The sequence below is a fragment of the Acidovorax sp. genome (genome assembly GCF_046294525.1).
In the GTDB taxonomy this organism is placed as follows: Bacteria; Pseudomonadota; Gammaproteobacteria; order Burkholderiales; family Burkholderiaceae_C; genus Acidovorax.
On the sequence record NZ_JBKBKQ010000020.1, the window covers coordinates 31948 to 58596 of the forward strand.

Below are 26649 nucleotides of genomic sequence, written 5' to 3' on the forward strand. Positions count from 1 at the left end.
TTTTGAATCAAATTGAGCCCTAGCGCTTATCTATAAAGCGCCACAAGCTATCAATAACGTAGCAATCACCGATCAGCCGAAGCGGCCGGTGATGTAGTCCTCGGTCTCCTTGCGCTCAGGCTTGAAGAAGATCTGCTCGGTGGCGCCAAACTCGATCATCTCGCCCAGATACATGTAGGCCGTGTAGTCGCTGCAACGGGCGGCCTGCTGCATGTTGTGGGTCACGATGGCAATCGTGTAGTCGTGCTTGAGCTCGTCGATCAGCTCTTCGATCTTGGCGGTGGACAGCGGGTCCAGCGCCGAGGTGGGCTCATCCAGCAGCAGCACCGAAGGCTTCACGGCCACGCTGCGCGCGATGCACAGGCGCTGCTGCTGCCCGCCGGACAGCGACAGGCCGCTTTGGTGCAGCTTGTCCTTCACCTCGGTCCAGAGCGCCGCCTTGGACAGCGCCCATTCCACGCGGTCGTCCATCTCGCTCTTGCTCAGGCTTTCATACAGCTTCACGCCGAACGCGATGTTGTCGTAGATGGACATGGGGAACGGCGTGGGCTTCTGGAACACCATGCCGATGCGCGCGCGCAGCAGGTTGATGTCCTGCTTCGGGTCCAGGATGTTCTGGCCGTAGAAGTTGATGGAGCCTTCGGCGCGCTGGCCGGGATACAGGCTGTACATGCGGTTGAGGGTGCGCAGCAGTGTGGACTTGCCACAGCCCGACGGGCCGATGAAAGCGGTGACCTTGTGCTCGGCGATGTTCAGGCTCACATTGCGCAGGCCCTGGAACTTGCCGTAGAAGAAGCTCAGATTGCGCAGCTCCAGCGCGTTCTTGGTAGCGGGGGCTGTAGCGGTTGCAGTGGCGTTCATTGTCAAATCCTGGGAATGGAGACGTTGTTCGTATCGTGAAGGCGATGGGCTGACGGATGGCGTCAGGTGCGGTTCTTCTCGCGCAGGAACACGCGGGCCACCACGTTGAGCACCAGCACAGACAGCGTGATCAGCAGCGCGCCGCCCCAGGCCAGGCGCACCCAGTTTTCGTAGGGGCTCAGCGCAAACTGGAATATCACAACGGGCAGGTTGGCCATGGGGGCGTTCATGTTGGTGCTGAAGAACTGGTTGTTCAGCGCGGTGAACAGCAAGGGGGCGGTTTCGCCGCTGATGCGGGCCACCGCCAGCAGCAGGCCGGTCATCACACCGCTACGGGCGGCGCGCAGGGTGACCATGGTGGACACCTTCCAGCGTGGTGCGCCGAGGGCAAAGGCCGCTTCACGCAGGCTGCCGGGCACCAGGCGCAGCATGTTCTCGGTGGTGCGCACGACCACCGGCACGGCGATCAGCGAGAGCGCCAGGCTGCCGGCCCAGCCGGAGAAGTTGCCCACCGTGGCCACGGCGATGGCATAGACGAACAGGCCCAGCACGATGGAGGGCGCGGACAGCATGATGTCGGTCACGAAGCGGGTGAGCTCGGCAATCTTGCTTTGCTCGCTGTACTCGGCCAGGTAGACACCCGCCAGCACCCCGATGGGCGTGGACACCAGCACGGTGAAGCCCACCATCATCAGGCTGCCGACGATGGCATTGGCCAAGCCGCCGCCTTCCGAGCCAGGCGCGGGTGTGGACTGCGTGAACATGTTCCAGTCCAGCGCAGCCAGGCCGTTGGCAAACAGCACGCTCAGGATCCAAAGCAGCACGGCCAGGCCCAGCACCATCGCGCCGAGCGACAGCGTCAAGCCGACGGCATTGGAACGCTGCCGCTTTTTGTAGAGTTGTTGGTTGAATTCCATGGAGCTTCTCTCAGAAGGTTTCGCTGTGGTTTTGCAGGATCAAACGACGCCCCGGCTTACAAGCCTTTGGCCTTTTCGGCGCGCAGCATCATGATCTTGGCCGCCGACAGGACCACAAAGGTGATCACGAACAGCAGGAAACCCAGGGCAAACAGCGTGGAGAGGTGGAAGTCGGCAGCCTCGCCAAACTCGTTGGCCAGGGTGGATGCGATGGAGGTTCCAGGCGAGAACAGCGAGGTCGGCATGCGGTTGGCATTGCCGATCACAAAGGTGACGGCCATGGTCTCGCCCAGCGCGCGGCCCAGGCCCAGCATGATCCCGCCGATGACGCCCTTCTGTGTGTAGGGCAGCACCACGCGGCGCACCACTTCCCAGGTCGTGCAGCCCAGGCCGTAGGCCGACTCGCGCAGGATGGGGGGAACGATCTCGAACACGTCGCGCATCACAGCCGCCACGAAGGGCAGCACCATGAACGCCAGGACGATGCCCGCCGCGAGAATGCCGAAGCCGTTGGTGCTGCCGCCGAACAGGAAGCCCACCAGCGGCATGGAGCCCAGCAGCTTTTGCACCGGCATCTGGAAGTAGTCGGCAAACAGCGGCGCAAACACAAACAGGCCGAACATGCCGTAAATGATGGACGGCACAGCCGCCAGCAACTCCACAGCGGTGCCCAGAGGGCGTCGCAGCCACACAGGGCAGGTTTCCGTCAGAAACAGCGCAATGCCGAACGCGAGAGGCACTGCAATCAGCAGTGCAATGCCCGCGCTGGCCAGGGTGCCGACGATGGCAATCGCGGCACCGAATTCTTCATTGATGATGTCCCACTCCACGCGCCAGATGAACTGGACACCGAACTTGTGGAACGTCGGCCAAGCGTAAACAAAAAGTGAAACGATGATGCCGAGCAGCGCAGCCAGCACCAGCAAGGACAGGCTTTGCGTAAGCCGGTGGAAAAATATGTCCTGAAGCCGTTGCCGCCGGGCAATAGCCACCATCGAGATGGTGGGGGCATCCGCTACCTTGGCGGATGCGGGTTGTGAACTCATGGTGGTTCCCACGCTCATGTTGACTCCCATCTGGCTTCTGGAGGCTCCACAAACCAGCGCCCATCGGCCAGCCAGGCCGACCCATGGGCGCTATTCTGGAGCAGACTGCTTACTTCTTGATCTGCGTCCACACCTTGGAGCGGATCTCGGCCGTCAGGCTGTCCGGCAGAGGTACATAGTCCAGCTCAGCAGCCATTTGCTTGCCATTCTTGAAAGCCCAGTCAAAGAACTTCAGCACTTCGGCCGACTGGGCCTTGTCTGCGGGGTCCTTGTACATCAGGATGAACGATGCCGTGCTGACAGGCCAGCTGTCGGCTCCCTTGGCATTGACCATGGAAATGCCCATGCCCGGCACGCTGAACCAGTCAGCACCTGCAGCGGCCGATGCAAAAGTCTTGTCGTCCGGATTCACGTACTTGCCATCAGCGTTTTGCAGCTGCAGGAAGTTCATGTTGTTCTTCTTGACATAGGCGTATTCCACGTAGCCGATGGCACCCTTCACGCGCGTCACGTTGGCGGCCACACCTTCGTTGCCCTTGCCACCCACCGAGGAGGCTGCGGGCCACTTCACGGCAGCACCCTTGCCCACGGTGTCCGCCCACTCCTTGCTCACCACCGACAGGTAGTCCGTCCAGTTGAACGTGGTGCCCGAACCGTCGGCGCGGTGCACCACGGTGATGGCCTGGTCAGGCAGGGTCTTGCCGGGGTTCAAGGCTGTGAGCTTGGGGTCGTTCCACTTGCTGATCTTGCCCAGGAACATCTCAGCCAGCACGGGGCCGGTGACGCGCAGCTCGCCGGGCTTGAAACCGTCCAGGTTGATCACAGGCACGGTGCCGCCGATGATGGCGGGGAACTGCACCATGCCATCCTTGTCCAGATCAGCGCCTGACACTGGCGCGTCTGTGGCGCCAAAGGCCACTGTCTTGGCGCGGATCTGGCGGATGCCACCGGAAGAACCGATGGACTGGTAGTTCAGACCCGTGCCGGTTTCCTTCTTGTAGGCTTCTGCCCACTTGGCATACATGGGGAAGGGGAACGTAGCCCCGGCGCCCGTGATGTCTGCCGCAAAGGCGGCGCTACCGACAGCCATCGTGGCCAGCGCTACAGCGACGGATTTGAGAAATGTGCGTTTCATTCGATAACCTTTTTGGGCTAGGGTTGACAGGAACAGGACGAACTCTAGGACGGCAAGATGACAATTCAGTGACACAAAGGGGCCTTCCGTCTTCTGGGAATGAAACATTTCAATGGCTCTGCGTTGTCACAAACCCGTCATCTATCAAGGCCACACTCCGCGAGTCCACGGGGGCTGCCCCAGCCTTCTCACGTACGCCCGCCGGGTGCCCAGGCACCACGCTCGCGGTACGATGCCGGGCCCAGCACCTTCAAGAACTCCATGCAGAACGGCACACGACTCGCCGCAGTCGATCTCGGCTCTAACAGCTTTCGCCTAGAAATCGGGCGCTATGAGTTCGGCCACATCCAGCGGGTGGAATACCTCAAGGAAACCGTGCGCCAGGGCAATGGCCTGGACGAAGACCGCAACCTGACCCCTGAAGCTATGGAACGGGGTTGGGCGTGCCTCGCACGCTTTGGCGAGCGCCTGGCCGGTTTCCCGGCGGCGCAGGTGCGCGCCGTGGCCACGCAAACCCTGCGGGAAGCTCGCAACCGGGACGAGTTCCTGTCCCGCGGGCGCGAAGTGCTGGGTTACCCGATTGACGTGGTGTCCGGGCCAGAAGAAGCACGCCTGATCTACCAGGGAGTCGCCCGGCTGCTTCCGCAGTCGGACGAGCGCCGCCTCGTGGTCGATATCGGCGGGCGGTCGACCGAGCTCATCCTCGGCCAGCAGTTCACACCGCACGCGGTGGCCTCGTTCCGGGTGGGCAGTGTCGCTTGGTCGCAACGCTACTTCGCCAACGGCGAATTCACTTTGCAGGCTTTCCTGGCCGCTGAAATCGCCGCCAAGGCCGTACTAGACGAAGCGCTGGAAACCTTCCGCCCCGACGCCTGGGACATTGCTTATGGCTCGTCAGGCACTGCGGGCGCCGTGGGCGACGTGCTTGCTGCCGCCGGAGGGTCCGAAGGATTGATCACCCGCGAAGGGCTGGACTGGCTGCAGGACAAGCTGCTGCGCGCACAGTCCGCGGACCGCCTACGCATGGACGGCTTGAAGGAAGAGCGCAGGGCCGTCATCGGCGGCGGCATCAGCGTTCTGCGCGCCGTGTTCGATCTGCTCGAAATCGACGAGATGCAGGTGGCCCAGGGCGCATTGCGCCAGGGTGCCCTGTATGACCTGCTGGACCGGGAGCAGCCGGGCACCGATCTGCGCACCAGCACCGTCAACGGCCTGATGCACCGGTTTGGCGTAGACATGGAGCATGCGGAGCGCGTGGCCCGCACTGCCTGCACCCTGTTTGAACAGGCTGCACCGCGGGGCAGCGAACGTGCGTCGCGCAAGCTGGAATGGGCCTCGCGCCTGCATGAAATCGGCTGCATCGTTTCGCACAGCGACCACCACCGGCATGGCGCCTACATTCTTGACAACACCGACGCCGCAGGTTTTGCACTGCCGGAGTTGCACCGGCTCAGCCAGCTGGTGCAGGGCCAGCGCGGCAAGGTGCGCAAGCTGGACGTGGACTTCAGCGACCCGGTTTTTGTCTTGCAACTGCTTAGCCTTAGGTTGGCTGTGGCACTGTGCCATGCCAGGCGCACGCCGGATACCCAGGGCCTATCACTGCGGCGCGAAGCGCAGCGTTTTTACATAGCGGCCCGCCCGGGCTGGGGCAATGCCTATCCGCAGTCCGCACATCTCTTGCGCGAAGAAGTGTGGGCTTGGCAGAAGACGCCTTGGGAGCTGGTGGCCGAACTGCCTTGAGCGGACGGACAAAACGGTATAAACTGTTTATACCGTTTACTTCCGTTTCTGCCATGACACCTTCCGCACCTGCTCCCGCACCGCTTCCGCCCTCCCCGACCGCGCCCCCTGCCGCCAAAGTCGCTAAAACAACAAAGCCCGCAAAAGCCGCCAAGGTGGTGAAGCCTGCCGAGCCAGCCAAAGCGGCAGCGCCCGCAGCAACAGCCAAGGCCGCGACGCCAAAGGCGCTCGCAGACTCCAAAGCGGTCGCGAAAAAGCCTGCCAATACCTCTGCCGCCACGGCAGCCAAAACGTCTGGCAAGGAGGCCACCAAAGAATCCAAGGCGAAGAAGCCCAAGCTGGTGCGCGACAGCTTCACCATTCCCAAAGACGAATACGCCGTCATAGACATCCTCAAGGAGCGAGCGACATCGCTGGCGCAACCCGTCAAGAAGAGCGAGATCCTGCGTGCTGGCCTTAAGGTGCTTGCCGGGCTTTCGGACAACGCGCTGCGCAGTGCCTTGCAAGCCGTCCCCTCCATCAAGACGGGACGCCCAAAGGCCGATGCACCAGCCGAATCGCCCGCCCCCGCTGCCAAACCGTCGGCCAAGCCCGCACGCAAGTAGTCCCTGCCCCGAGCGGTCTGCGGCCAATGCGCCGCTGCTACAGGAGCTCGGGCGACTGCACCGTCAGCAGCACTGTCTGGCTCTGGTCCAGCCGCTGCCGCTGGCGGAGCCACCACACCGCGCCCTTGCGCACAGAACACTCGGCCGCCTCCATCCCCAGCAACTGGGAGATGGTCTGACCCAGCACCGGCTGGTGCCCAATGATCAGCACCGCTCCGCGGGCGCGTGGCCACTGGGCCAGTTCCAGCAGATCCTGCGGCGTAGCTCCGGGCAGCAACTCGGCCCGCATCTTGAACTTGCGCCCCAGGGCGCTGGCGGTCTGCTCGGTGCGGCGGGCCGGGCTGGCGAGCACGCGCAGACCCTCGGGCAGTTGGCGGTCCAGCCAGGCGGCCATGCGCGCCGCCTGCTTTTCGCCCCGCGCCGTCAAGGGCCTGGCAAGGTCGTCCGAGCCTTCAGGGCATTCCTCTGCCTCCGCATGGCGCCACAGGATGAGATCCATCATGCGGCCCCTTGTGTGATGGGAGCCACCAACGCGGGGGATTTGGGGCCATACCGCACCATCAACGCATTTTGCGCGCCCAAGCCGTCGCCGGGGCGCGGAGCGCGGTCATAGGTTCCTTGGGCGTTCAACGTCCAGGCGTCGCGGTCATCGCACAGGTAGGCGACCAGGCACTCGTCCACAATTTGCTGGCGCAGCGCAGGGTCCGTCACCGGCCACGCCAGTTCCACGCGGCGCATCATGTTGCGGTTCATCCAGTCCGCGCTGGAAAGGTAAAGATCTTCGTCCGCCCCGCAGCGGAAATAGAACACACGGGTGTGCTCCAGAAACCGGCCAATCACCGACCGCACACGGATGTTGTCTGTCAGACCCGGCACCTGCGCAGCCAGCATGCAAGCCCCTCGCACGATGAGGTCGATGCGGGCGCCACGTTGACCAGCCAGGATCAGCGCGCGCATCAGTGCCTCGTCCGTGAGCGCGTTCATCTTGGCAACGATGCGCGCGTCTTCGCCGCGGCTTGCCGCCAGGCCCGCCTGTTCAATCTTCTCCAGCATGCGCCGGTGCAGATGGAACGGCGCCAGCATCAACTTGCGCAGCTTGGGAGGGCGGTTCTGGCTGGCCAGGTGGTTGAAGACGCCGTCCATGTCGGCCGTGATCTCGTCGTCCGCCGTCAGGTAGCTCAGATCGGTGTACATGCGGGCGGTCCGCCCGTTGTAGTTGCCGGTGGACAAATGCCCGTAGCGCCGCAAGTGGCGCCCCTCGCGGCGGGTTACCAGTAGCATCTTGGCGTGCGTCTTCAGCCCCACCACGCCGTATACCACCTGGGCGCCGATGGACTCCAGAGCCTCGGCCCAGTTGATGTTGGCCTCTTCGTCGAACCGCGCCTTGAGTTCCACCACTGCCATCACCTCCTTGCCGCGGCGCACTGCCTCGGTCAGAAGGTTCATGAGTTCGGAGTCGGCACCCGTGCGGTAAATGGTCTGCTTGATCACAAGCACCTGGGGGTCGTTCACGGCCTCGCGCAAGAACGCCAGCACCCCATCAAAGCTCTCGAAGGGCTGGTGGATCAGCACATCCCGATGGTGCAACTGCTCCAGGATGGGCATGTCCTGCCGAAGCTGGCGCGGCCAAGCGGCAGTCCACGGAGGGAAAAGCAATGCGGGGTCGTTCACCAGATCCACCAGCTGGTTGAGTCGAACGAGGTTGACGGGGCCATGCACGCGGTACAGCGCCGCGGAAGGAAGCCCGAACTGTTCCAGAAGGAATTGGGCAAGGAACGCCGAGCAGCCCGCCGACACCTCCAGCCGCACAGCTTGGCCGTAGTGGCGTTGCTGCAGACCCTGCCGCAGCGCGGTGCGCAGGTTGCGCACATCCTCTTCGTCCAGAGCCAGGTCCGAGTGGCGCGTGACGCGGAACTGGGAAAACTCGGTCACCTCGCGGCCCGGGAACAGGTCTGCCAAGTGCGCGCGGATGATGCTCGACAAACTCACGAAAAGCGACTCGTTCGGCGCCACCTTCACCGGCATGCGCACCAGGCGCGGCAATGCACGGGGCACCTTCACGATGGCAATTTCGTTCTCCCGCCCGAACGCGTCATGCCCTTTGAGCCGAACGATGAAGTTGAGCGATTTGTTGGCGACCTGCGGGAATGGGTGTGCGGGATCCAGCCCCACGGGGATCAGCAGGGGGCGCACCTCGCGCACAAAGTAGTCGTGTACCCACCGCTTTTGAGCGCCCGACCGGTCGCCGTGCGACACGATGCGGATGCCATGCTGAGCAAAGGCCGGCACCAGCGCATCGTTGTACAGGGCGTATTGCCGCTCTACCAGGTCGTGCACCTTGGTGGCCAGTGCCTCGAACGAAGCGGTGGTGTATGTGCCCTTGGTCTCCCCCCGCTTGGCCGCCGTGATATGGGCCTCGGCCCGCACCTCGAAAAATTCGTCCAGGTTGGACGACACGATGCACAGGTAGCGCAGCCGTTCCAGCAAAGGGATGTCGGTGCGCGCTGCCCAGTCGAAAACCCTCTCGTTGAAAGCCAGGATGCTGTGGTCCCGGTCCAGAAACATGTGCGGCCAGGGTTGCGCCACCTGCGCTGGCTGCAGGGGTTCACCAACGGGGGCTGCGGTGCTGGAAGGCGCGGCCGGGGCGGAGGCATCATGCTGCAGCTCGGCGGCATCATGGGGAGGCAAGGGCAACATGGGTACGCGGGCGCGGCAAGTGCGGGATCGCGCCAGTATTTAACGACCAGATGACAATGATGTGACAGACTTTGTGACAGACACAGGCGTTTCACCCGACGCACGCGCGGGCACCAGGTATTGCTGAAACAGGCGTGCGGCCTGGGCCCATGTGAAATCCAGGGCCCGGCTGCGTGCTGCCGCCCGCGGGATCGCAAGGGCTTCCTGCGCGGCAACCAGAAGGTTGTCACGGAGAACGCCTCCCCGGGGCTGCCCCCCGCACTGCGCTCCCAGCACCTCCATCGGGCCCTCGACCGGGTACGCGGCTACGGGTGTTCCACAAGCCATCGCCTCCAGCATGACCAGGCCGAAAGTTTCGGAACGGCTAGGGAACACGAACACGTCGGCCGCGGCATAAACCTGGGCCAGCGCTGCACGGTCCAGGATGCCCAGCCAACGCACCTGGGGGTATCTGGCGCGCAACCGTGTCTCCAGCGGTCCCACTCCACACACCACCTTGGTACCGGGCTGTTCCAACTGCAAGAAGGCCTCGATGTTCTTCTCGTACGACACCCTCCCCACGTACAGGGATACGGGATGCGCCAATGCCCCCGTGAGCGGGCTTGGGCATACCTCTCCCTGGAACGGGAACACCTGCGTGTCCACCCCGTGCGTCCACTGCCGCAGGTTGCAAAAGCCGCGCTGCTCCAGCATCCGCAGAACCCCCTGTGTGGGGACCATCACCCCGGACGAGGGCCGGTGGAAGTGCCGGAGCAGCGCATAGCCCCAGTTGAGTGGCACGCGCAGCGCCGCTTGCAGGATTTCAGGAAACCGCGTGTGAAAGGCGGTGGTAAAAGCCAGCCGGTGCCGCAGGCAGTAGCTGCGCGCCGCCCAGCCCAGCGGGCCTTCGGTGGCGAGATGGATGGCGTCGGGCTGGTATGCCGCCAGCATGCTGGCCACCTGCTTGCCAGGGCGCACCGCCAGATCAATGCCGGCGTAGCCCGGGCAGGGTCGCGTCCGGAACTGGCCGGGCTGCACCACCAGCACCTGGTGCCCGGCTGTTTCCAGCTCGCGCACCAGCTCCAGCAAGGTGGTCACCACCCCGTTCACTTGAGGCAGCCAAGCATCAGTTACAAGCGCGATTCTCATGCGGCCACTTCCATCGGGCTGCGCGATTCCTTCGCCGGTCCCGGGGTGGTCCTCTGCAGCAGCTCCAGCCGTCCATCCAGGTGCTCCACCAGCGCCGTGTGGCTTTCCACCCAGTCGCCATCGTTGCAGTACAGGGTGCCGTCGATCTCACGCATCTCGGCGCGGTGGATGTGTCCGCACACCACGCCATCGTGCCCCCTGCGGCGTGCCTCGGCGGCCACCGCCACCTCGAAGTCGGTAACGTAGTTCAGCGCGGTTTTCACCTTGCCCTTGAGGTAGGCGGAAAGGGACCAGTACGGCAGACCCATGCGGGCGCGCAGGATGTTGAGGTGGCGGTTCAGCTTGAGCGTGAACTCGTACAGGTTGTCACCCAAATACGCCAGCCATTTGGCGCACTGGATCACGCCGTCGAAATGATCGCCGTGGGTCACCCACAGGCTGCGTCCGTCCGCCGTGGTGTGCACCGCGTCGGCCACCACCTCGATGCCGCCAAAGGAGTGCCCCACGAAGGCGCGCGCAAACTCGTCGTGGTTGCCAGGCACGAACACCACCCTGCATCCCTTGCGAGCGCGGCGCAACAGCTTTTGAACCACATCGTTGTGGGCCTGGGGCCAGAACCATTTGCGGCGCAGTTGCCAGCCGTCCACGATGTCGCCGACCAAGTACAGATGGTCGCTCGGGTGGTGCTTGAGGAAGTCCAGCAGCGCAACGGCCTGGCACCCCGGCGTGCCCAGATGCAGGTCAGAGATGAACACCGCGCGAAACCTGCCCCCACCCGACATTGGCAGGCGCGTGTCGGTCGCCGCATCCTCGGGCGCCATGGCGTCGTTCATCCAGGGGCCGAGGGCGTCGAACGCGGCGCGCATCACGCCCCCAGGAAGTGCTTGCGGTAGCGTGGGTGCAGATCGCCCAGCCGCATGAGCATGGGCAGGTCGGCCGTGTTGAAGTCCGGGTCCCACGCCGGAGCCCCCAGCACACGCGCTCCCAGGCGCAGGTAGCCCTTGATGAGCGCAGGTGGCTCCACAGCGGTCGAGCCGTCGAGCTGGTCCACCGGCAAAGGTAGTCTGGGCAGCACGTGGTATTCAATGGGTGCGAGGTGCGTCTTGCGCACTTGCTGCCAGATGCTCGCTGCGGCATCACCGCTGACTACGCCGTTGTACAGCATCGGAATGCTGGCGCAGCCGATCATTGTGTCCAGCTGATTGCGCACCATGAAGTCGGCCAGCGCACTCCACAGCGCCATGATCACCCCCCCGTGGCGGTGGTCCGGGTGCACGCAGCTGCGGCCCAGCTCCACCATGCGGGGGCGCAGGCTGCGCAGGCGGGTCAGATCGAATTCCGTGTCGCTGTAGGTGCCACCCACCCGCTTGGCCTGTGCGGGAGTGAGCACGCGGTAAGTCCCAATGACTTGCTGGCTCAGCGCGTCGCGCACCAACAGGTGCTCGCAGTAGTCGTCAAACAGGTCCACATCGTGGCCGGGAATGGGGGTCGTCAATCGAGCGCCCATTTCCGCCGCAAAAACGTCGAACCGCAGGCGTTGTGCCTGGCGCACCTCGTCCTGGTGCCGCGCCCAGGTGACCTCAATCGCGCCACGCTCTGGCACAGGCCTTGCAATACCGGGACCAACAGCCGGACTATGAAGCGCAGGGGTTGTGGCGGCGTCGGAAGGCACAGTCAGGGTCAGATTGGGCAGCTCATTCATGGTGCGACATCTCCTTGTGGGAGGCCGACGTACACCCCGGCCCCTGCGCAGCAGTGTCGAGGGGGCGGGTGACGGGAACATGTCCAAACCATGTCAAAGCGATGACGCGTGCCCCAGCCGCATCCCAGGGGCAACCCGGGCGTGCGCCCGCATGCTCGGCCTTCATAATCGCCGGAGGAATTGCACAGTGGCCAATCTTGCCTCCACCTTCACACAACGGCCCACCCTCGCATCAGTGGTGGTGTTTGTGCTGGCCGCCGCTTGCGCGGGGGCGCTGGTGTGGACCCTGGAGCGGCAGGACCGGGCTCAGCAGCACACCCAGGTCGCCGACATGGCAGGCGACCATGCCCAGGCCTTGCAGCGTGCGATAGGCCTGGCGCTGTCGGCCAACAACGCGCTGGTGGCCCTGGTGCGCCAGGGCCAGGGCAGCGTGGCGCAGTTTGAAGACATCGGAACCCAGATGCTGCCCTTCTATCCTGGCATTGCCGCCATGGGGCTCTCCCCTGGCGGCGTGGTGAGGCAGGTGGTGCCCCGCAAGGGCAACGAGAATTCCATTGGGTTCGACCAGCTCAATGACCCGCGCCAGGGCGCGGAATCCGTGCGCGCCCGCGAGTCGGGTCAGCTCACGCTGGCAGGGCCCGTCGAGCTGGTGCAAGGTGGCCTCGGGGTAGTGGGCCGCCAGCCCGTGTACCTGGAGGATGCCAGGGGCGAGCGCCGGTTCTGGGGGTTCACCTACGTCACTATCCGCCTGCCCGACGTGCTGGCGGCCGCGCGCCTGCCGCAGCTGACCGAGCGGGGCATGCGCTACCGCCTTTGGCGCGTGCGGCCCGATGGCGGTCAGGAGCAGACCATTGCCGCATCAGACCCCGCCCCGGGCGCGGACGCCGTGGGCCGAACCCTCACGCTGCCCAATGGCGAATGGACCCTGAGCCTGGCGCCAGCGCGCGGGTGGGGAGACGGCGGTGTGCTGGCATCGCGCATCCTGGTGGGCCTGCTGTTTGCGCTGCTCATGGCCTACCTGGCCCGCCTGCTGGCGGCGCTGAAGGCGCACGAGCGCGGACTGGAGCTGCAGGTGGCGCTGCGCACCTCGGTGATCGAGGCCACCCAGCAACAGCTGCGCGCCACCATCGACGCCATTCCCGACCCGCTGTTCGAGATCGACGAAGAAGGCGTCTTTCACAGTGCGCACAGCCAGCGAGCCGATCTGCTGGCCGCCCCGGCCGCCCAGTTGATCGGCCGCAACGTGGCCGAGGTGCTGCCCGAGGCTGCGGCCCAGACTGTCATGGGAGCGCTCGCCGAGGCGCAGGCACAGGGCTGGTCTGCCGGTCGCCAGTTCATGCTGGAGCTGCCGCAGGCGGGCGCCACCTGGTTTGAACTGTCGGCCGCTCGCAAACCGTCCGCCCCTGGCGCCAGGCCGCGCTTCATTTTGCTGTCGCGCGACATCACGCAGCAGCGCCTGGCCCAGGACCGGATCCAGAGGCTGGCGCATTTCGACCCACTGACCGGCCTGCCCAACCGGGTGCTGCTGGCAGAACGGGCTCAGCGCCACATTGCCGAAGAGCAGGTGCGCGGCGGCAGTCTGGCCATGCTGTTTGTGGACCTGGACCACTTCAAAAACGTGAACGACTCCCTGGGCCACCGCATTGGCGACATCCTGTTGGTGGCGGTGGCGCGGCGGCTGGAGGCCCTGGTGCAAGGGAACGACACTGTGGCGCGGCTGGGCGGTGATGAATTTCTGCTGCTGTTGCCCGCCACCACGGCGGCGCAGGCGGCCGAGGTGGCCAACAAGCTGCTGGCGGCGGTGTCCCAGCCGTTCCAGGTCGATCCCTACGAACTGACCACCACGCTTTCCATCGGCATAGCGATGTACCCCGCGGACGGCGACACCTTCGACACGCTCTACCAACGCGCCGACGCAGCCATGTACCGCGCCAAGCAGGGTGGTCGCAACCGGCACGGGTTTTTCACGGCCGACCTTGAGGCGCGCACCGCCCGGATGCTGCAGATCGAAAATGCCTTGCGCAGGGGGCTGGAACGCAACCAGTTCCAGTTGCACTATCAGCCTCAGGTGTCGCTGGCAACCCGCCAGGTGGTGGGGGCCGAGGCACTGCTGCGCTGGCACCACCCTGAGCTTGGCAATGTGTCGCCCGCCGAGTTCATCCCCGTTGCGGAGAGCAGCGGCATGATCGTGGCGATTGGCGAGTGGGTGCTGAGCACCGCGGTGCAAGACGCCAAGCGCTGGCTGGACCTGCAGCTGCCGCTGCGGGCCGTATCGGTCAACCTCTCGGCGGTGCAGTTCCGTCACCCGCAGTTGCCCGAAATGGTGACGCGCTGCCTGCAGCAGGCTGGCCTGCCCGCACGCCGGCTGGAGCTGGAGCTGACCGAGGGCGCCGCCGTGGACGACCCTGTAGCTGCGCTCGCCATGATGGACCAGTTGCACGACCGTGGGGTGCGCCTGTCGATGGACGACTTCGGCACGGGCTATTCGTCGCTGAGCTATCTCAAGCGGTTCCAGATCTACAAGCTCAAGATCGACCAGTCTTTCGTTCGCGACCTGGACGACGACGCCAACGACCGCGCCATCGTCAGCGCCATCATCCGCATGGCCCAGGCACTGGGCATGCAGACCACGGCCGAAGGCGTGGAAACCGATGGGCAGTTGGAATTCCTGCGCCAGCAGGGTTGCGACGAGGGCCAGGGCTACCTGTTTGGCCGCCCCCTGCCCGCAGCGGAGTTCGAGGCATACCTTCGCCAGCACTTCGACGCCGCGCCCACACGGTAGATGCCGCGGCTGCGGGATAGCCCTCAGGGCCTCCAAAAACCCGCGCTGGTACAATTTGGTACAAATTACCGAGGCCGTTTGGCCATTTCTGGCCCTTTTGCCCTGTAACGGTCTTCATGCTTGCGCCGTATGGCACCCCGGATCTGCAGCGTCCGGCCATTGCCACCGACACCCCCTTGCAACGCACCCTGCGCGAGCAGCAGACCCTGCTCGACAGCGCGGGCGTGGGCATCGTCTTTTTGCGCCAGCGCAGCGTAGTGAGGTGCAACCAGCGCTATGCCGAAATTTTTGGCTACGCCAGCCCCGAACAGCTGGTAGGGCTGAACACCGAGGCGTTCTACCCTGACAGGGAGGCCTTCCGCGAACTGGGCCGCAGCGCCTATCCCGTCCTGGTGCAGGGCGAATCGTTCCGCGTCGAGCGCCAACTGCGCCGCCGGGATGGCACCTTGTTCTGGGGCAACCTCACCGGGCGCCTCATCAACCCGCAGGACACCACGGACGGCTCGATCTGGATCGTGGACAACATCGACGACCACAAGCGGGCCCAGGCCGCGCTTAACGCGGCGGTGCGTGAAAAGCAGCTGCTGTTCGACAGCGCCATGGTGGGCATCGTCTTCCTGCGCGACCGCCACCTGACCCGTTGCAACGGACATTTCGAGCAAATGCTGGGCTACGAGGCAGGCGAGCTGATGGGCAGTTCGTCGCGGCGGTGGTATGCCAGCGACGCCGCATGGGAAGAAGTGGGCCAGCGCTGCTACCCGCTCATGGCGACTGGCAACCCCTATGAAGGCGAGGTGGAGCTGTGCCGCAAGGACGGTACGACGGTGATCTGCGAGGTACGCAGCAAATCCATCGACCCCGCCGATCCGTCGCAGGGCTCCATCTGGATCACGATGGACATCACCGACCGCAAGCAGGCGCAGGCCGCTCTTGCGCGGGCGCACGAACACCTGGAGCAGCAGGTGCAGGACCGCACCCGCGAACTGCGCGAGACGGTGGACAACCTGCATCGCGAAATCACCGAGCGCAAGGCCGACCAGGAGCGCATCTACTGGCTGGCGCACTACGACGCCCTGACCGGCCTGCCCAACCGCGCGCTGCTGGCCGAACGCGCACAGCAGGCCATCCAGCTGGCCCAAGACAACAACACGCCGCTGGCCGTGATCTTCCTGGACCTGGACCACTTCAAACACGTGAACGACTCGCTGGGCCACCGGGTGGGTGACAACCTGCTGGTGCAGATCGCCCGGCGCCTGCGCGCCGTGGTGCGCGACAAGGACACGGTGGCCCGCCTGGGCGGCGACGAGTTCATCCTGCTGCTGCCGGGCGCCAACGCGCACGGGGCGGCCCGCGTGGCCGGCAAGCTGCAAGAGGCCTCGCGCCAGCACTACCAGATCGACCACCACGAACTGACCATGGCTCCGTCCATGGGCATTGCGCTGTTCCCGCAGGACGGCGCGGACTTCGACACGCTGACCCAGTCGGCCGATGTTGCGATGTACCGGGCCAAGCTGGATGGGCGCAACACCTTTCGCTTCTTCACGCCCGAGATGCAGGCCCAGTCGGTGCGCGCACTGCAGCTGGAGAACGCGCTGCGCCGCGCGCTGGAGCGCGACCAGTTCCACCTGCACTACCAGCCGCAGATGAGCCTGTCGACTGGCTCGGTGCACAGCGTGGAGGCGCTGTTGCGCTGGCAGCACCCGCAGCTGGGAGGCGTCTCACCCGCCGAGTTCATCCCCATTGCAGAAGACAGCGGGCAAATCCTGCAGATTGGCGAATGGGTGCTGCGCACGGCGCTGGCGCAGCTCAAGGCCTGGCGCAGCAGCGGGTTTCCGGGGCTGACCATGGCCGTCAACCTGTCGGCCATCCAGTTCCGCCAGCCACAGCTGCCCGAGTTGGTCAGCCGCATGCTGGCCGAGTTCGACCTGCCACCCGATTCGCTGGAGCTGGAGCTGACCGAGGGTGTGGCAGTGGATGACCCGCACGCCGCCGTGGCCACCATGGACCAGCTGCATGCGCGTGGCGTGCGCATGTCGATGGACGACTTCGGCACCGGGTACTCGTCGCTGAGCCAGCTCAAGCGGTTCCAGATCTTCAAGCTCAAGATCGACCAGTCCTTCGTGCGCGACCTGGGCGACGACAGTAATGACCGCGCCATCGTCAGCGCCATCATCCGCATGGCGCAGGCGCTGGGCATGCGCACCACGGCCGAAGGGGTGGAGACCGCAGGCCAACTGGCCTTTCTGCGCGAGCAGGGCTGCGACGAAGCGCAGGGCTACCACCTCAGCACCCCGCTTCCGCCCGACGAACTGGAACTGTTCATGCGCCGGCACACACGCACGGCGGAGCCGGCCCACTATCAAATTTAGAGCTGCCAGCGCTTGCCAGACAAAGGTTTCAGGCATTTATGACCTGAAGTCCTTGTGGATCAAGCGCTACCAGCTATGTTTTTTGCAGCATTCCATCGCGGTGGTGCTGGCTGGCGACGGCGATGGGTCAGTGTCCCAGGATCTTTGACAGGAAGTCCCGGCTGCGCTCGTTCTGCGGGTTGTGGAAGAACTCGGCCGGCGTGTTCTGCTCGACGATCTGACCCTGGTCCATGAAGATCACGCGATCGGCCACGGCCTTGGCGAAGCCCATTTCGTGCGTCACGCAGATCATGGTGATACCCTGGTTCGCCAGCTCGATCATGACGTCCAGCACCTCCTTGATCATCTCCGGGTCCAGCGCGCTGGTGGGCTCGTCAAACAGCATGATCTTGGGCGTGAGGCACAGCGCCCGCGCAATGGCCACGCGCTGCTGCTGCCCGCCCGACAGCTGCAGCGGGTATTTGCCCGCCTGCTCGGCAATGCGCACACGCTCCAGCTGCTGCATGGCGCGCGCCTCGGCCTCCTTCTTGGGCAGCTTGCCCACCCACATCGGCGACAGCGTGAGGTTCTCCAGCACCGTGAGGTGCGGAAACAGGTTGAACTGCTGGAACACCATGCCCACCTGTTTGCGGGTGGCGTCAACGGCTTTCACATCGTCTGACAGCTCCACACCGTCCACCACCAAACGACCTTCCTGGTGCTCTTCCAGGCGGTTGATGCAGCGGATCAAGGTGGACTTGCCGGAGCCCGACGGCCCGCAGACCACGATGCGCTCACCCCGGGCTACTTGCAGGTCAATGTCGCGCAATACATGAAAGTGGTTGCCGTACCACTTGTTGACTTTGTCGAAGATGATGATGGGTTCAGACATGGCGGTGTGGAATGGTGGTGGCACTAGCGCTGGCGTCCCTTGTTGGCCTGCTTTTCCACCCACAGGCTGTAGCGCGACATCGAAAAGCAGAACGCGAAGTAGATGAGCGCGATGAACAGGTAGCCCTCAATCTTGTACGGACGCCAGTCGGCGTCGGAGTTGAGCGCCAGGCCCAGCGAGCCGGTTAGCTCGTACAGGCTCACGATGGTGACCAGCGACGTGTCCTTGAAGATGGCAATGAAGCTGTTCATGATGCCGGGCACCACGATGGCCAGCGCCTGGGGTAGCACGATCTTGCGCTGCGTCTGCCAGTACGACAGCCCCAGCGTGGCCGCAGCCTCCACCTGCCCTTTGGGGATAGCCTGCAGCCCGCCCCGGATCACCTCCGCCAGGTACGCCGCCGCAAACAGCGTGATGCCCGCCAGCACCCGGATCAGCACGTCGATGGTGACGCCTTGCGGCATGAACAGCGGAAACATGAACGACGCCATGAACAGCACCGAGATCAGCGGCACGCCCCGCACCAGTTCCACATAAATCGTGCACGCCGTGCGGATGGCCGGCAGCGACGAGCGGCGGCCCAGTGCCACCACCAGCGCCAGCGGAAAGGCCATCACGATGGACAGGCTGGCCAGCAGAATGGTGAGCGGCAGCCCGCCCCAGCGGTCGGTCTCCACCTTGGCCAAGCCCAGCACATTGCCATACATCAGCGTGAAGAAGCTGGCCAGCACAACCGCCCACAGCAACACCAGCCAGGGCCGCCAGAAGTACCGGGTACAACTGGCCACGAGCATGGCCACCATGAGCAGCGTGGCCACCAAGGGGCGCCATTGCTCGTCAAACGGATAGCGGCCGAAGATGATGAGGCGGTACTTCTCGGCCACCACGCCCCAGCACGCGCCCACGCCGTCGGCACGGCACGCGTCGGAGTCGGGCCGCCACACGGCCTGGAACAGGCCCCAGTTCAGCAGCTGCGGCAGGTACCACAGCAGCAGCCCGGCAATGAGCACGGTGGACAGCGAGGTCTTCCAGTCTGCAAACAGGTTGGCGCGCAGCCAGCCCGCCAGGCCACGGCTTTGCACCGGCGCCGGCCGGGCGGCGATGGGCTCGAAGGTCTTGGCGGCCATGGGTCAGCGCTCCTTGATCGCGGCGCGCGCGTTGTACCAGTTCATCAGCAGCGATGTGATGAGCGAGGTGCTCAGGTACACCAGCATCACGATGGAGATGCACTCCACCGCGCGTCCCGTCTGGTTGATCGCCGTGTTGGAAATCGACACCACGTCCGGGTAGCCGATTGCCACCGCCAGCGACGAGTTTTTGGTGAGGTTGAGGTACTGGCTGGTCAGCGGCGGGATGATGACCCGCAGCGCCTGCGGCAGCATCACCAGCCGCATCTGCTGCCCGCGGCTCAGGCCCAGCGCCGATGCCGCCTCGCCCTGCCCGCCCGACACCGACTGGATGCCGGCGCGCACCACCTCGGCCACAAAGGCCGAGGTATAGAAGGTCAGCCCCAGCAGCACCGCCAGAAACTCCGGCGTGAGCGCGCCGCCATGCTCGACCGCAAACTCGCCTTTTTCAGGCAGGTTGAACTGCGCAGGCGCACCGCCAGCCAGCCAGCCCAGCAGCGCCCCGCAAAGCGCAATCGCCAGGGGCGCCCACACCAGGCTGTGCGCGTGCCCAGTGGCTTCAAACCGCCGCCGGGCCCAGCGCCGATAGCCCCAGGCTGCCACACAGCCCAGCAGAAGGCCGATGGCAGCCATGCCATGGCCGGTGCTCCACACGGGAATGGGAAAGTTCAACCCCCCCTTGCTCAAAAAGAACGGGCCTACTTGCCAGGGCTCATAGCTGGCGGGCAGGGTCTCGGTCAGCACCAGGTACCAGGTAAGCAACTGCAGCAGGATGGGAACGTTGCGAAACAGCTCCACATAGGCCGAGCACAGCCCCCGCACCAGCGCATTGCGCGAGAACCGCCCCACCCCGAGCAAGGTGCCCAGCACCGTGGTCAGCACGATGCCGACGACCGCCACGCGCAGCGTGTTGGTCACGCCCATCAAGAATGCGCGCCAATACGGCTCGCCAGAATCAAACGGGTACAGACCTTCGCCGATGTCGAAACCCGCCGGCTGGTTCAGAAAATCAAAACCGCTCTGGATACCGCGCACCTGCATGTTGTGCAAGGTGTTGCGCGCCAGAAACCAGACCACCAGCGCAACGAGCCCTACGGCCACCGCCTGGTAGACAAGGCCCCGGAAGGCTTGGCTGCGCCAGGACCAGGAGCGTTTTTTGGGAGGAAGACGAGGTGGAGGCATGCCTGCTCAATCCAGAACGAAGGGGCCCGCACCGCCGGCCGAGGCAAGGCGCGGACAAGCCAGGCACCACACCCCGGTGTGGCGACCTCGCTGCCAGTCAGTTAAATCACTCAGTCGCAACCGGTAACGCGCACCGCTGTGCGCAGGGCATGCAGCGTGCTGTGCGCGTCACACGCAGCGTCAGCGAATCGGGAAGGCATACATCAAGCCGTCCTTGTTCCACTGATTGTTCAGCCCGCGCGGCAGGGCCAGCGCCGACTTGGGACCCACGTTGCGCTCGAAGATCTCGCCGTAGTTGCCTGTGGTCTTGATGGCGCGCGCCAGCCAGTCGCGGTCCAGGCCCAGCAGCTTGCCGGTGTCTTCGGTGGTGCCCAGGATGCGCTGCACCACCGGGTCGGTGCTGGACTTCATCTGCTGCAGGTTGGCCTGCGTCACACCATATTCCTCGGCTTCGATCAGGCCATACACAACCCATTTCACGATGGCAAACCACTCGTCGTCACCGCGGCGCACCATGGGGCCGAGCGGCTCCTTGGAGATGAGCTCGGGCAGGATGAGGTGCTCGGCCGGGTCCTTGGCCTCCTTGTTGCGCACCGAGGCCAAGCCCGAGGCGTCGGTGGTGTAGGCGATGCAGCGGCCGGCGAAGTAGGCGCCGGTGGCGGCCTCCACCTTCTCGAACACCACGGGCTTGATGCCAAGGTTGTGGGCCTTGGAATAGTCGGTCAGGTTCTTTTCAGTAGTGGTGCCGGACTGCACGCACACCGTCTGCCCCTTGAGCTGCTTGGCACTCTTGATCTTGCTCTTGGTGGGCACCATGAAGCCCTGACCGTCGTAGTAAGTCACAGCGGTCTGGTGCAGGCCCAGCGACGCATCGCGCGTGAGCGAGAACGTGGTGTTGCGCGACAGCACATCCACCTCGCCCGACTGCAGCGCGGTGAAGCGTTGCTGCGCATTCAGCGGCACATACTTCACCTTCTCGCCATCCCCCAGCACAGCCGCCGCCACGGCGCGGCAGATGTCCACGTCCAGGCCCGACCACTTTCCGTTCGAATCCGCCGCAGAGAACCCGGCCAGGCCCGTGTTCACACCGCACACCACCTGCCCGCGCGACTTGATGCCGTCCAGCGTCTTGCCTGCATGCGCAGGCACTGCCGCAAAGGCAGCCAAGCTGGCCAGGCAGGCCGCAGCGATACGGAAAGAGGATTTGTTCATAACGGTCCACTCCAGCAAGTAGGTTTGAATTGCACGACCTCGAACCCCTGCGATGCGCGTTCTTGGTGCAGAGCCCAGACCTTAGCGACACGCACCGCCCGGGGGCATCGGTGTTTACGCGGGTCGTGCGAACCCTGCAGCGCCAGACCTGCATGCAGTTTTGCCACCACCACGCTCCTGAGGCGATGGAACAAGAATGGGCCGAAAGCGGCGGCTGCCAGAGGGCACGAGGAGCGCGCGTGCTGCAAGCCGGCCGGTGGCAGCCCCTCTCGCCCAGCTGAATTCAGCTGAGCAATTTTTGCAAGAACTGTGCCTGTCCCATCTCAGGGTCCAGCGTGTAGGGCGCGAAGCCCTCGCGCGCATAGGCCCGCAGCGCGCTGTGGTTGCCCGAGAGCACTTCCATCGTGAGCTTGCAGGCACCGCGCTGCCGCGCAATCGCTTCCACGGCGCGCAGCATCTGCTGCGCCACCCGGAGCCCGCGCCACGCGGGCACCACCACCACGTCATGCACGTTGACGAGCGGCTTGCAGGCAAAGGTGGAAAAGCCTTCAAAGCAGTTGATGAGGCCCACGGGCACCGGCGCTGCGTCGGCCAACGCGCCCGGCGCCGAGCCGCCGCCCTCGCGTGTCCACGCCATGACGCTGAACGCTTGCGGGCGAACGCGCAGGGCCTCGGCCAGGCCCTGCTTCACGGCAGGGCGCAAGGCCTCCCCGCCGCCCGCCGGGTCTTGTGCATATCCGTCCAGCAGATCGACCAACGCGCCGGCCTCGTACGGATTGCCGTAGTCAACCTGGCGGACCGTGATCAGCAGCGGGCCTTCCTCGTGGTGCCTGTGCATGCCTCAGCCCGCCCGGGCCGCGTCGACCAACCGCTGCGCGCAGGTGCTGGCCTGCTGGGCATTGCGGGCCTCCACCATCACGCGCAGCAGCGGCTCGGTGCCGCTGGCGCGGATGAGCACGCGGCCGGTGGCGCCCAGTTCCTCCTCCACCGCCTGGGTGGCCTCGGCAAGCCGTTGGTTAGCCTTCCAGTCCTGGCCCGGCTGCAGCCGCACATTGAGCAAGACCTGCGGGTAAAGCGTGACGTCGGCCAGCAACTGCGCCAGCGTGCGGCCGCTGCGAACACAGGCCTGCAGCACCTGCAGCGCGCTCACCAGGCCATCACCGGTTGTGTGGCGGTCCAACGCCAGTAGGTGGCCCGAGCCCTCGCCGCCCAGCACCCAGCGGTGCCGCGCCAGTTCTTCCAGTACGTAGCGGTCACCCACTTTGGCACGTACAAACTTCACACCACGCGCCTGCAGCGCCACTTCCACGGCCATGTTGGTCATTAGCGTACCGACCACACCCGGCACGTGCTCGTCGCGCGCCATGCGGTCGCTGGCCATTAAGTACAGCAGTTCGTCTCCGTTGTACAGGCGGCCTGTGGCGTCCACCACCTGCAGTCGGTCGGCATCGCCGTCCAGCGCAATGCCGTAATCCGCCCGGTTGGCCCGCACTGCGCGCACCAGGGCGTCGGTGTGGGTGGCACCCACGTCATGGTTGATGTTGAGGCCGTCGGGGGCGCAGCCAATCGACATGACCTCAGCTCCCAACTCATGGAACACCTTGGGGGCCACTTGGTAGGCCGCACCGTGGGCCGCATCCACCACGATCTTCAGACCCTTGAGCGTGAGATCCTGCGGAAAGGTGCTTTTGCAGAACTCGATGTACCGCCCGGCCGCATCCTCCAGGCGCCGGGCCTTGCCCAGGCTGGCCGAGTCGGCCCAGACGGGCGGCTCGTTCAGGGCCGCCTCCACATCCTGCTCCCACGCATCGGGCAGCTTGGTGCCCTGGGCACTGAAAAACTTGATGCCGTTGTCGGGGTAGGGGTTGTGGCTGGCGCTGATGACCACCCCCAGGCTGGCACGCTGCGCCCGCGTAAGGTACGCAACGCCAGGTGTGGGCAGCGGGCCCAGCAGCACCACGTCCACCCCGGCGGAGTTGAAGCCGGACTCCAGCGCGCTCTCCAGCATGTAGCCCGAAATCCGCGTGTCCTTGCCGATCAGCACCGTGGGGCGGTCTTCGGTGCGGCGCAGTACGCGCCCTACGGCATGGGCCAGGCGCAGCACAAAGTCGGGTGTGATGGGCGGCTGCCCCACCGTACCGCGTATGCCGTCGGTTCCAAAATACTGGCGTGTCATGTTGCAGCGTCTCCTCGTATCGTTTCAGCTTGTCGCTGGTTGTTGTGATTGCCGCGCGCTCGCGCGTGCGCCCTCTTCACTGTCTTAGCTCCTCATCTGTCGCTTATCGCTTGGTGGGCAACATGCATCCGCTCCATGGCTGCCCACACCGCCAAGGCAGCCACGGTCTCGCGCACATCGTGCACCCGCACAATCGATGCACCCCGCTCCACGGCCAACAAGGCTACGGCCACGCTGGGTGGCATGCGCTCCTCTACCGCGAGACCGGTCACCGCACCCAGCGACGATTTGCGCGACCAGCCCGCAAGCAGGGGGTAGCCCGCTGCGGCCAACACGGATTGCCGGGCCAGCAGTGCGAAGTTCTGCTCCACCGTTTTGCCAAATCCGATGCCCGGGTCCAGAACAATTCGGGCCTTTTTGACCCCTAGCGCTTGCAGATCAAGCGCCGAATGCTCCAAAAACGATAGCACCTCAGGCACCACGTCACCCTGCATAGGCTGCGCCTGCATGGTCTGCGGGTCGCGATGCATGTGCATCAGGCACACGCCGCACTGCGGGTGGCGCGCCACCACGGCGGCGGCACCCGGCTGGCGCAGTGCCCAGATGTCGTTGATGATGTCGGCCCCCAGGTCCAGCACGGCCTGCATGACCTCGGGCTTGTAGGTGTCCACCGAGATGGGTACGCCTAGCGAAACGGCATCCCGCACTAGCGGCACGACGCGGGCCAGTTCTTCCTGCAGCCCCACGGCGGGGCTCCCGGGCCGGGTGGACTCCCCCCCGATGTCGAGGATGTGCGCGCCGTGCCTGAGCAGTTCTTCGCAGTGGCGCAGGGCGCTGGCTGTGCTCGCGTGGCGTCCGCCGTCCGAAAAAGAATCCGGCGTCACATTGACGATGCCCATCACCCGAGGCGCCGAAAGGTCAATCGCAAAACGGGCCGTCTGCCAGATCATGAAACCACACACCGTTGCGCCCCTGTCGGCATCTGCGATACCGGCATGGGCCTCGAAAAGCCATGAAAAACGGGGCCGCAAGGCCCCGTGGGAAAACCAGTGAAGCGGATCCGGGATCCGATGCGCCCTGGTCAGGCGGCCGTCGGTGCCGGGTCCGTGCTCACGGCGGGCGTGCCGCCGTTGGAGTTGTCGCCGCCCGAAGACGGAGGCGTTCGCGGCGTCCAGTCCTTGGGGGGGCGCGGCTCCTTGCCGGCCATGATGTCGTCGAGCTGCTCGGTATCTATGGTCTCCCATTCGAGCAGTGCCTTGGCCATGGCATGCATCTTGTCGCTGTTTTCTTCAATCAGGCGGCGCGCCAGGTTGTACTGGTCGTCGATGATGCGGCGCACCTCCATGTCCACCTTTTCCATGGTCTGTTCGCTCATGGTGGTGGTCTTGGTGACGGACCGACCCAGAAACACTTCACCTTCGTTCTCGGCATAGACCATCGGGCCCAGCGCGTCCGTCATACCGTAGCGGGTGACCATATCGCGGGCGATGTGCGTTGCGCGCTCAAAGTCGTTGCTCGCGCCAGTGGTCATCTGGTTCATGAACACTTCTTCGGCGATGCGGCCACCAAACAGCATGCTGATCTGGTTGAGCATGTATTCACGGTCGTAGCTGTAGCGGTCCTGCGCGGGCAGGCTCATGGTCACACCCAGCGCACGGCCACGCGGGATGATGGTGACCTTGTGCACAGGATCGCACTTGGGCAGCAGCTTGCCGATGAGCGCGTGGCCAGCCTCGTGGTAGGCCGTGTTGCGGCGCTCTTCCTCGGGCATGACCATGCTCTTGCGCTCGGGGCCCATGAGGATCTTGTCCTTGGCCTTCTCAAAGTCCTGCATCTCCACGGTGCGCGCATTGCGACGGGCAGCCATCAAAGCAGCTTCGTTGCACAGGTTGGCCAGGTCGGCACCGCTCATGCCGGGCGTGCCGCGGGCAATGATGCCGGGGTTCACGTCTTGGCCAATCGGAATCTTGCGCATGTGCACGTTCAGGATCTGCTCGCGGCCACGGATGTCGGGCAGCGTCACATACACCTGGCGGTCGAAACGGCCGGGGCGCAGCAGAGCGGCGTCCAGGATGTCGGGGCGGTTGGTGGCAGCGACCACGATCACACCCAGGTTCGTTTCGAAGCCGTCCATCTCCACCAGCATTTGGTTGAGGGTCTGCTCGCGCTCATCGTTGCCGCCGCCCAGGCCCGCACCACGCTGGCGGCCCACCGCGTCGATTTCATCGATAAAGATGATGCAGGGGGCATTCTTCTTGGCGTTGTCGAACATGTCGCGCACACGGGCCGCGCCCACGCCCACGAACATTTCCACAAAGTCGGAGCCCGAGATGCTGAAGAAAGGCACCTTGGCTTCGCCCGCGATGGACTTGGCCAGCAGCGTTTTGCCGGTACCGGGAGGGCCCACCAACAGCAGACCGCGCGGAATGCGTCCGCCCAGCTTCTGGAACTTCTGCGGGTCCTTCAGGAAGTCCACAACTTCCTTGACTTCTTCCTTGGCCTCGTCACAACCCGCCACGTCCGCGAACGTGACCTGATTGTTGTTCTCGTCCAGCATGCGCGCCTTGCTCTTGCCGAAGCTGAAGGCGCCGCCCTTGCCGCCGCCCTGCATCTGGCGCATGAAGTACACCCACACGCCGATGAGCAGCAGCATGGGGCCCCAACTGACGAGAAGCGTCATCAGCAAAGAGCCTTCTTCGCGGGGTTTGACGTCGAACTTGACGTTGTTGTTGATCAGATCGCCCACCAGGCCCCGGTCGAGGTAGGTGGCGGTGGTGCGGATCTTCCGGTCGTCGTTGGTGACAGCCACGATCTCGGTCCCGCCCTGGCCTTCCTGAATGGTGGCGCTCTTGATGCGGTTGCTGCGGACTTCCTCCAGGAATTCCGAGTAGCCGACGTGGCCTGCGCTGGCGCCTGCACGGGTGTCAAACTGTTTGAACACCGTGAAAAGCACCATGGCGATGACCAGCCACACGGCAATTTTTGAAAACCACTGATTGTTCAAGCGGGGCTCCAGTTACGGGGAACAGAAAACGGACACACTGCCGTCACGGCTCGCATGTGTGGCTGATTTTAGGTGTTTCAAGCCGCGCCACCATG

Annotated in this window: 21 protein-coding genes; 4 read left to right on the forward strand and 17 right to left on the reverse strand. The window is 64.8% G+C overall.

Annotation, left to right across the window (positions count from 1 at the left end; genetic code table 11):
• Positions 1 to 72: 72 nt before the first annotated feature.
• From pstB to pstS, 4 genes are all read right to left on the reverse strand, one after another.
• Positions 73 to 861 carry a phosphate ABC transporter ATP-binding protein PstB gene (gene pstB, locus ACK4HJ_RS16935; RefSeq protein WP_409833734.1) on the reverse strand — a complete coding sequence of 263 codons (789 nt, stop codon included), beginning with the start codon at positions 859 to 861 and terminating at the stop codon, positions 73 to 75.
• A 62-nt stretch (positions 862 to 923) separates the two neighbouring features.
• A complete protein-coding gene (gene pstA, locus ACK4HJ_RS16940) occupies positions 924 to 1778 on the reverse strand; it encodes a phosphate ABC transporter permease PstA (RefSeq protein ID WP_409833736.1) in 855 nt (284 codons plus the stop codon).
• Positions 1779 to 1834: 56 nt separating this feature from the next.
• On the reverse strand, positions 1835 to 2824 hold the full coding sequence (gene pstC / locus ACK4HJ_RS16945) for a phosphate ABC transporter permease subunit PstC (RefSeq protein WP_409833738.1): 990 nt from the start codon (positions 2822 to 2824) through the stop codon (positions 1835 to 1837).
• A gap of 109 nt (positions 2825 to 2933) precedes the next feature.
• The gene (gene pstS, locus ACK4HJ_RS16950) at positions 2934 to 3959 is read right to left on the reverse strand and encodes a phosphate ABC transporter substrate-binding protein PstS (RefSeq protein ID WP_409833740.1); all 1026 of its coding nucleotides are present in this window, start codon (positions 3957 to 3959) and stop codon (positions 2934 to 2936) included.
• 261 nt (positions 3960 to 4220) lie between these two features.
• On the opposite strand from pstS, the gene ACK4HJ_RS16955 reads away from it, so the two are divergent.
• The gene (locus ACK4HJ_RS16955; protein ID WP_409833742.1) at positions 4221 to 5699 is read left to right on the forward strand and encodes an exopolyphosphatase; all 1479 of its coding nucleotides are present in this window, start codon (positions 4221 to 4223) and stop codon (positions 5697 to 5699) included.
• A 158-nt stretch (positions 5700 to 5857) separates the two neighbouring features.
• Positions 5858 to 6304 (forward strand): hypothetical protein, encoded by a 447-nt coding sequence (locus ACK4HJ_RS16960; protein WP_409833743.1) that lies wholly within the window; start codon positions 5858 to 5860, stop codon positions 6302 to 6304.
• A gap of 37 nt (positions 6305 to 6341) precedes the next feature.
• Here the strand turns inward: ACK4HJ_RS16960 and ACK4HJ_RS16965 are convergent, their stop codons facing one another.
• Genes ACK4HJ_RS16965 through ACK4HJ_RS16985 form a run of 5 tightly spaced genes read right to left on the reverse strand, consistent with a single transcriptional unit; the run spans position 6342 to position 11831 of the window.
• Complete coding sequence (locus ACK4HJ_RS16965) at positions 6342 to 6806, reverse strand: SixA phosphatase family protein (protein WP_409833745.1); 465 nt, start codon at positions 6804 to 6806, stop codon at positions 6342 to 6344.
• Positions 6803 to 9001, reverse strand: coding sequence for a polyphosphate kinase 1 (gene ppk1, locus ACK4HJ_RS16970; protein WP_409833746.1), 2199 nt, complete (start codon positions 8999 to 9001; stop codon positions 6803 to 6805). The genes ACK4HJ_RS16965 and ppk1 overlap by 4 nt, the downstream gene beginning before the upstream one ends.
• Positions 9002 to 9040: 39 nt before the next feature.
• Positions 9041 to 10129: a glycosyltransferase family 4 protein gene (locus ACK4HJ_RS16975; RefSeq protein ID WP_409833748.1), complete on the reverse strand. Its 1089-nt coding sequence runs from the start codon at positions 10127 to 10129 to the stop codon at positions 9041 to 9043.
• The gene (locus tag ACK4HJ_RS16980; RefSeq protein ID WP_409833750.1) at positions 10126 to 10995 is read right to left on the reverse strand and encodes a UDP-2,3-diacylglucosamine diphosphatase; all 870 of its coding nucleotides are present in this window, start codon (positions 10993 to 10995) and stop codon (positions 10126 to 10128) included. The genes ACK4HJ_RS16975 and ACK4HJ_RS16980 overlap by 4 nt, the downstream gene beginning before the upstream one ends.
• A complete protein-coding gene (locus ACK4HJ_RS16985) occupies positions 10995 to 11831 on the reverse strand; it encodes a GNAT family N-acetyltransferase (protein WP_409833752.1) in 837 nt (278 codons plus the stop codon). Before ACK4HJ_RS16985 ends, ACK4HJ_RS16980 begins: the two co-directional genes overlap by 1 nt.
• 187 nt (positions 11832 to 12018) lie before the next feature.
• Between ACK4HJ_RS16985 and ACK4HJ_RS16990 the strand changes: the two genes are divergently transcribed.
• Together ACK4HJ_RS16990 and ACK4HJ_RS16995 are read left to right on the forward strand one after the other, a co-directional pair.
• Entirely contained in the window at positions 12019 to 14613 is a 2595-nt protein-coding gene (locus ACK4HJ_RS16990) for an EAL domain-containing protein (protein ID WP_409833754.1), read from the forward strand.
• Positions 14614 to 14729: 116 nt separating this feature from the next.
• Positions 14730 to 16982: an EAL domain-containing protein gene (locus tag ACK4HJ_RS16995; protein ID WP_409833756.1), complete on the forward strand. Its 2253-nt coding sequence runs from the start codon at positions 14730 to 14732 to the stop codon at positions 16980 to 16982.
• A 127-nt stretch (positions 16983 to 17109) separates the two neighbouring features.
• Here ACK4HJ_RS16995 and ACK4HJ_RS17000 read toward each other — a convergent pair whose 3' ends face one another.
• The 8 genes from ACK4HJ_RS17000 to ftsH all read right to left on the reverse strand — a co-directional run bounded on the left by ACK4HJ_RS17000 (position 17110) and on the right by ftsH (position 26554).
• On the reverse strand, positions 17110 to 17853 hold the full coding sequence (locus ACK4HJ_RS17000) for an amino acid ABC transporter ATP-binding protein (RefSeq protein WP_409833758.1): 744 nt from the start codon (positions 17851 to 17853) through the stop codon (positions 17110 to 17112).
• Positions 17854 to 17876: 23 nt separating this feature from the next.
• A complete protein-coding gene (locus ACK4HJ_RS17005; RefSeq protein WP_409833760.1) occupies positions 17877 to 18980 on the reverse strand; it encodes an amino acid ABC transporter permease in 1104 nt (367 codons plus the stop codon).
• Between the two features lie 3 nt (positions 18981 to 18983).
• Positions 18984 to 20162 carry an amino acid ABC transporter permease gene (locus tag ACK4HJ_RS17010; RefSeq protein WP_409833762.1) on the reverse strand — a complete coding sequence of 393 codons (1179 nt, stop codon included), beginning with the start codon at positions 20160 to 20162 and terminating at the stop codon, positions 18984 to 18986.
• A 180-nt stretch (positions 20163 to 20342) separates the two neighbouring features.
• The gene (locus ACK4HJ_RS17015; protein ID WP_409833764.1) at positions 20343 to 21374 is read right to left on the reverse strand and encodes an amino acid ABC transporter substrate-binding protein; all 1032 of its coding nucleotides are present in this window, start codon (positions 21372 to 21374) and stop codon (positions 20343 to 20345) included.
• A gap of 283 nt (positions 21375 to 21657) precedes the next feature.
• The gene (locus ACK4HJ_RS17020; protein ID WP_409833766.1) at positions 21658 to 22212 is read right to left on the reverse strand and encodes a GNAT family N-acetyltransferase; all 555 of its coding nucleotides are present in this window, start codon (positions 22210 to 22212) and stop codon (positions 21658 to 21660) included.
• A gap of 3 nt (positions 22213 to 22215) precedes the next feature.
• Positions 22216 to 23550 carry a phosphoglucosamine mutase gene (gene glmM, locus ACK4HJ_RS17025; RefSeq protein WP_409833768.1) on the reverse strand — a complete coding sequence of 445 codons (1335 nt, stop codon included), beginning with the start codon at positions 23548 to 23550 and terminating at the stop codon, positions 22216 to 22218.
• A 92-nt stretch (positions 23551 to 23642) separates the two neighbouring features.
• Entirely contained in the window at positions 23643 to 24500 is an 858-nt protein-coding gene (folP, locus tag ACK4HJ_RS17030) for a dihydropteroate synthase (protein WP_409833770.1), read from the reverse strand.
• Between the two features lie 131 nt (positions 24501 to 24631).
• On the reverse strand, positions 24632 to 26554 hold the full coding sequence (gene ftsH / locus ACK4HJ_RS17035) for an ATP-dependent zinc metalloprotease FtsH (protein ID WP_409833772.1): 1923 nt from the start codon (positions 26552 to 26554) through the stop codon (positions 24632 to 24634).
• Positions 26555 to 26649 lie beyond the last annotated feature (95 nt).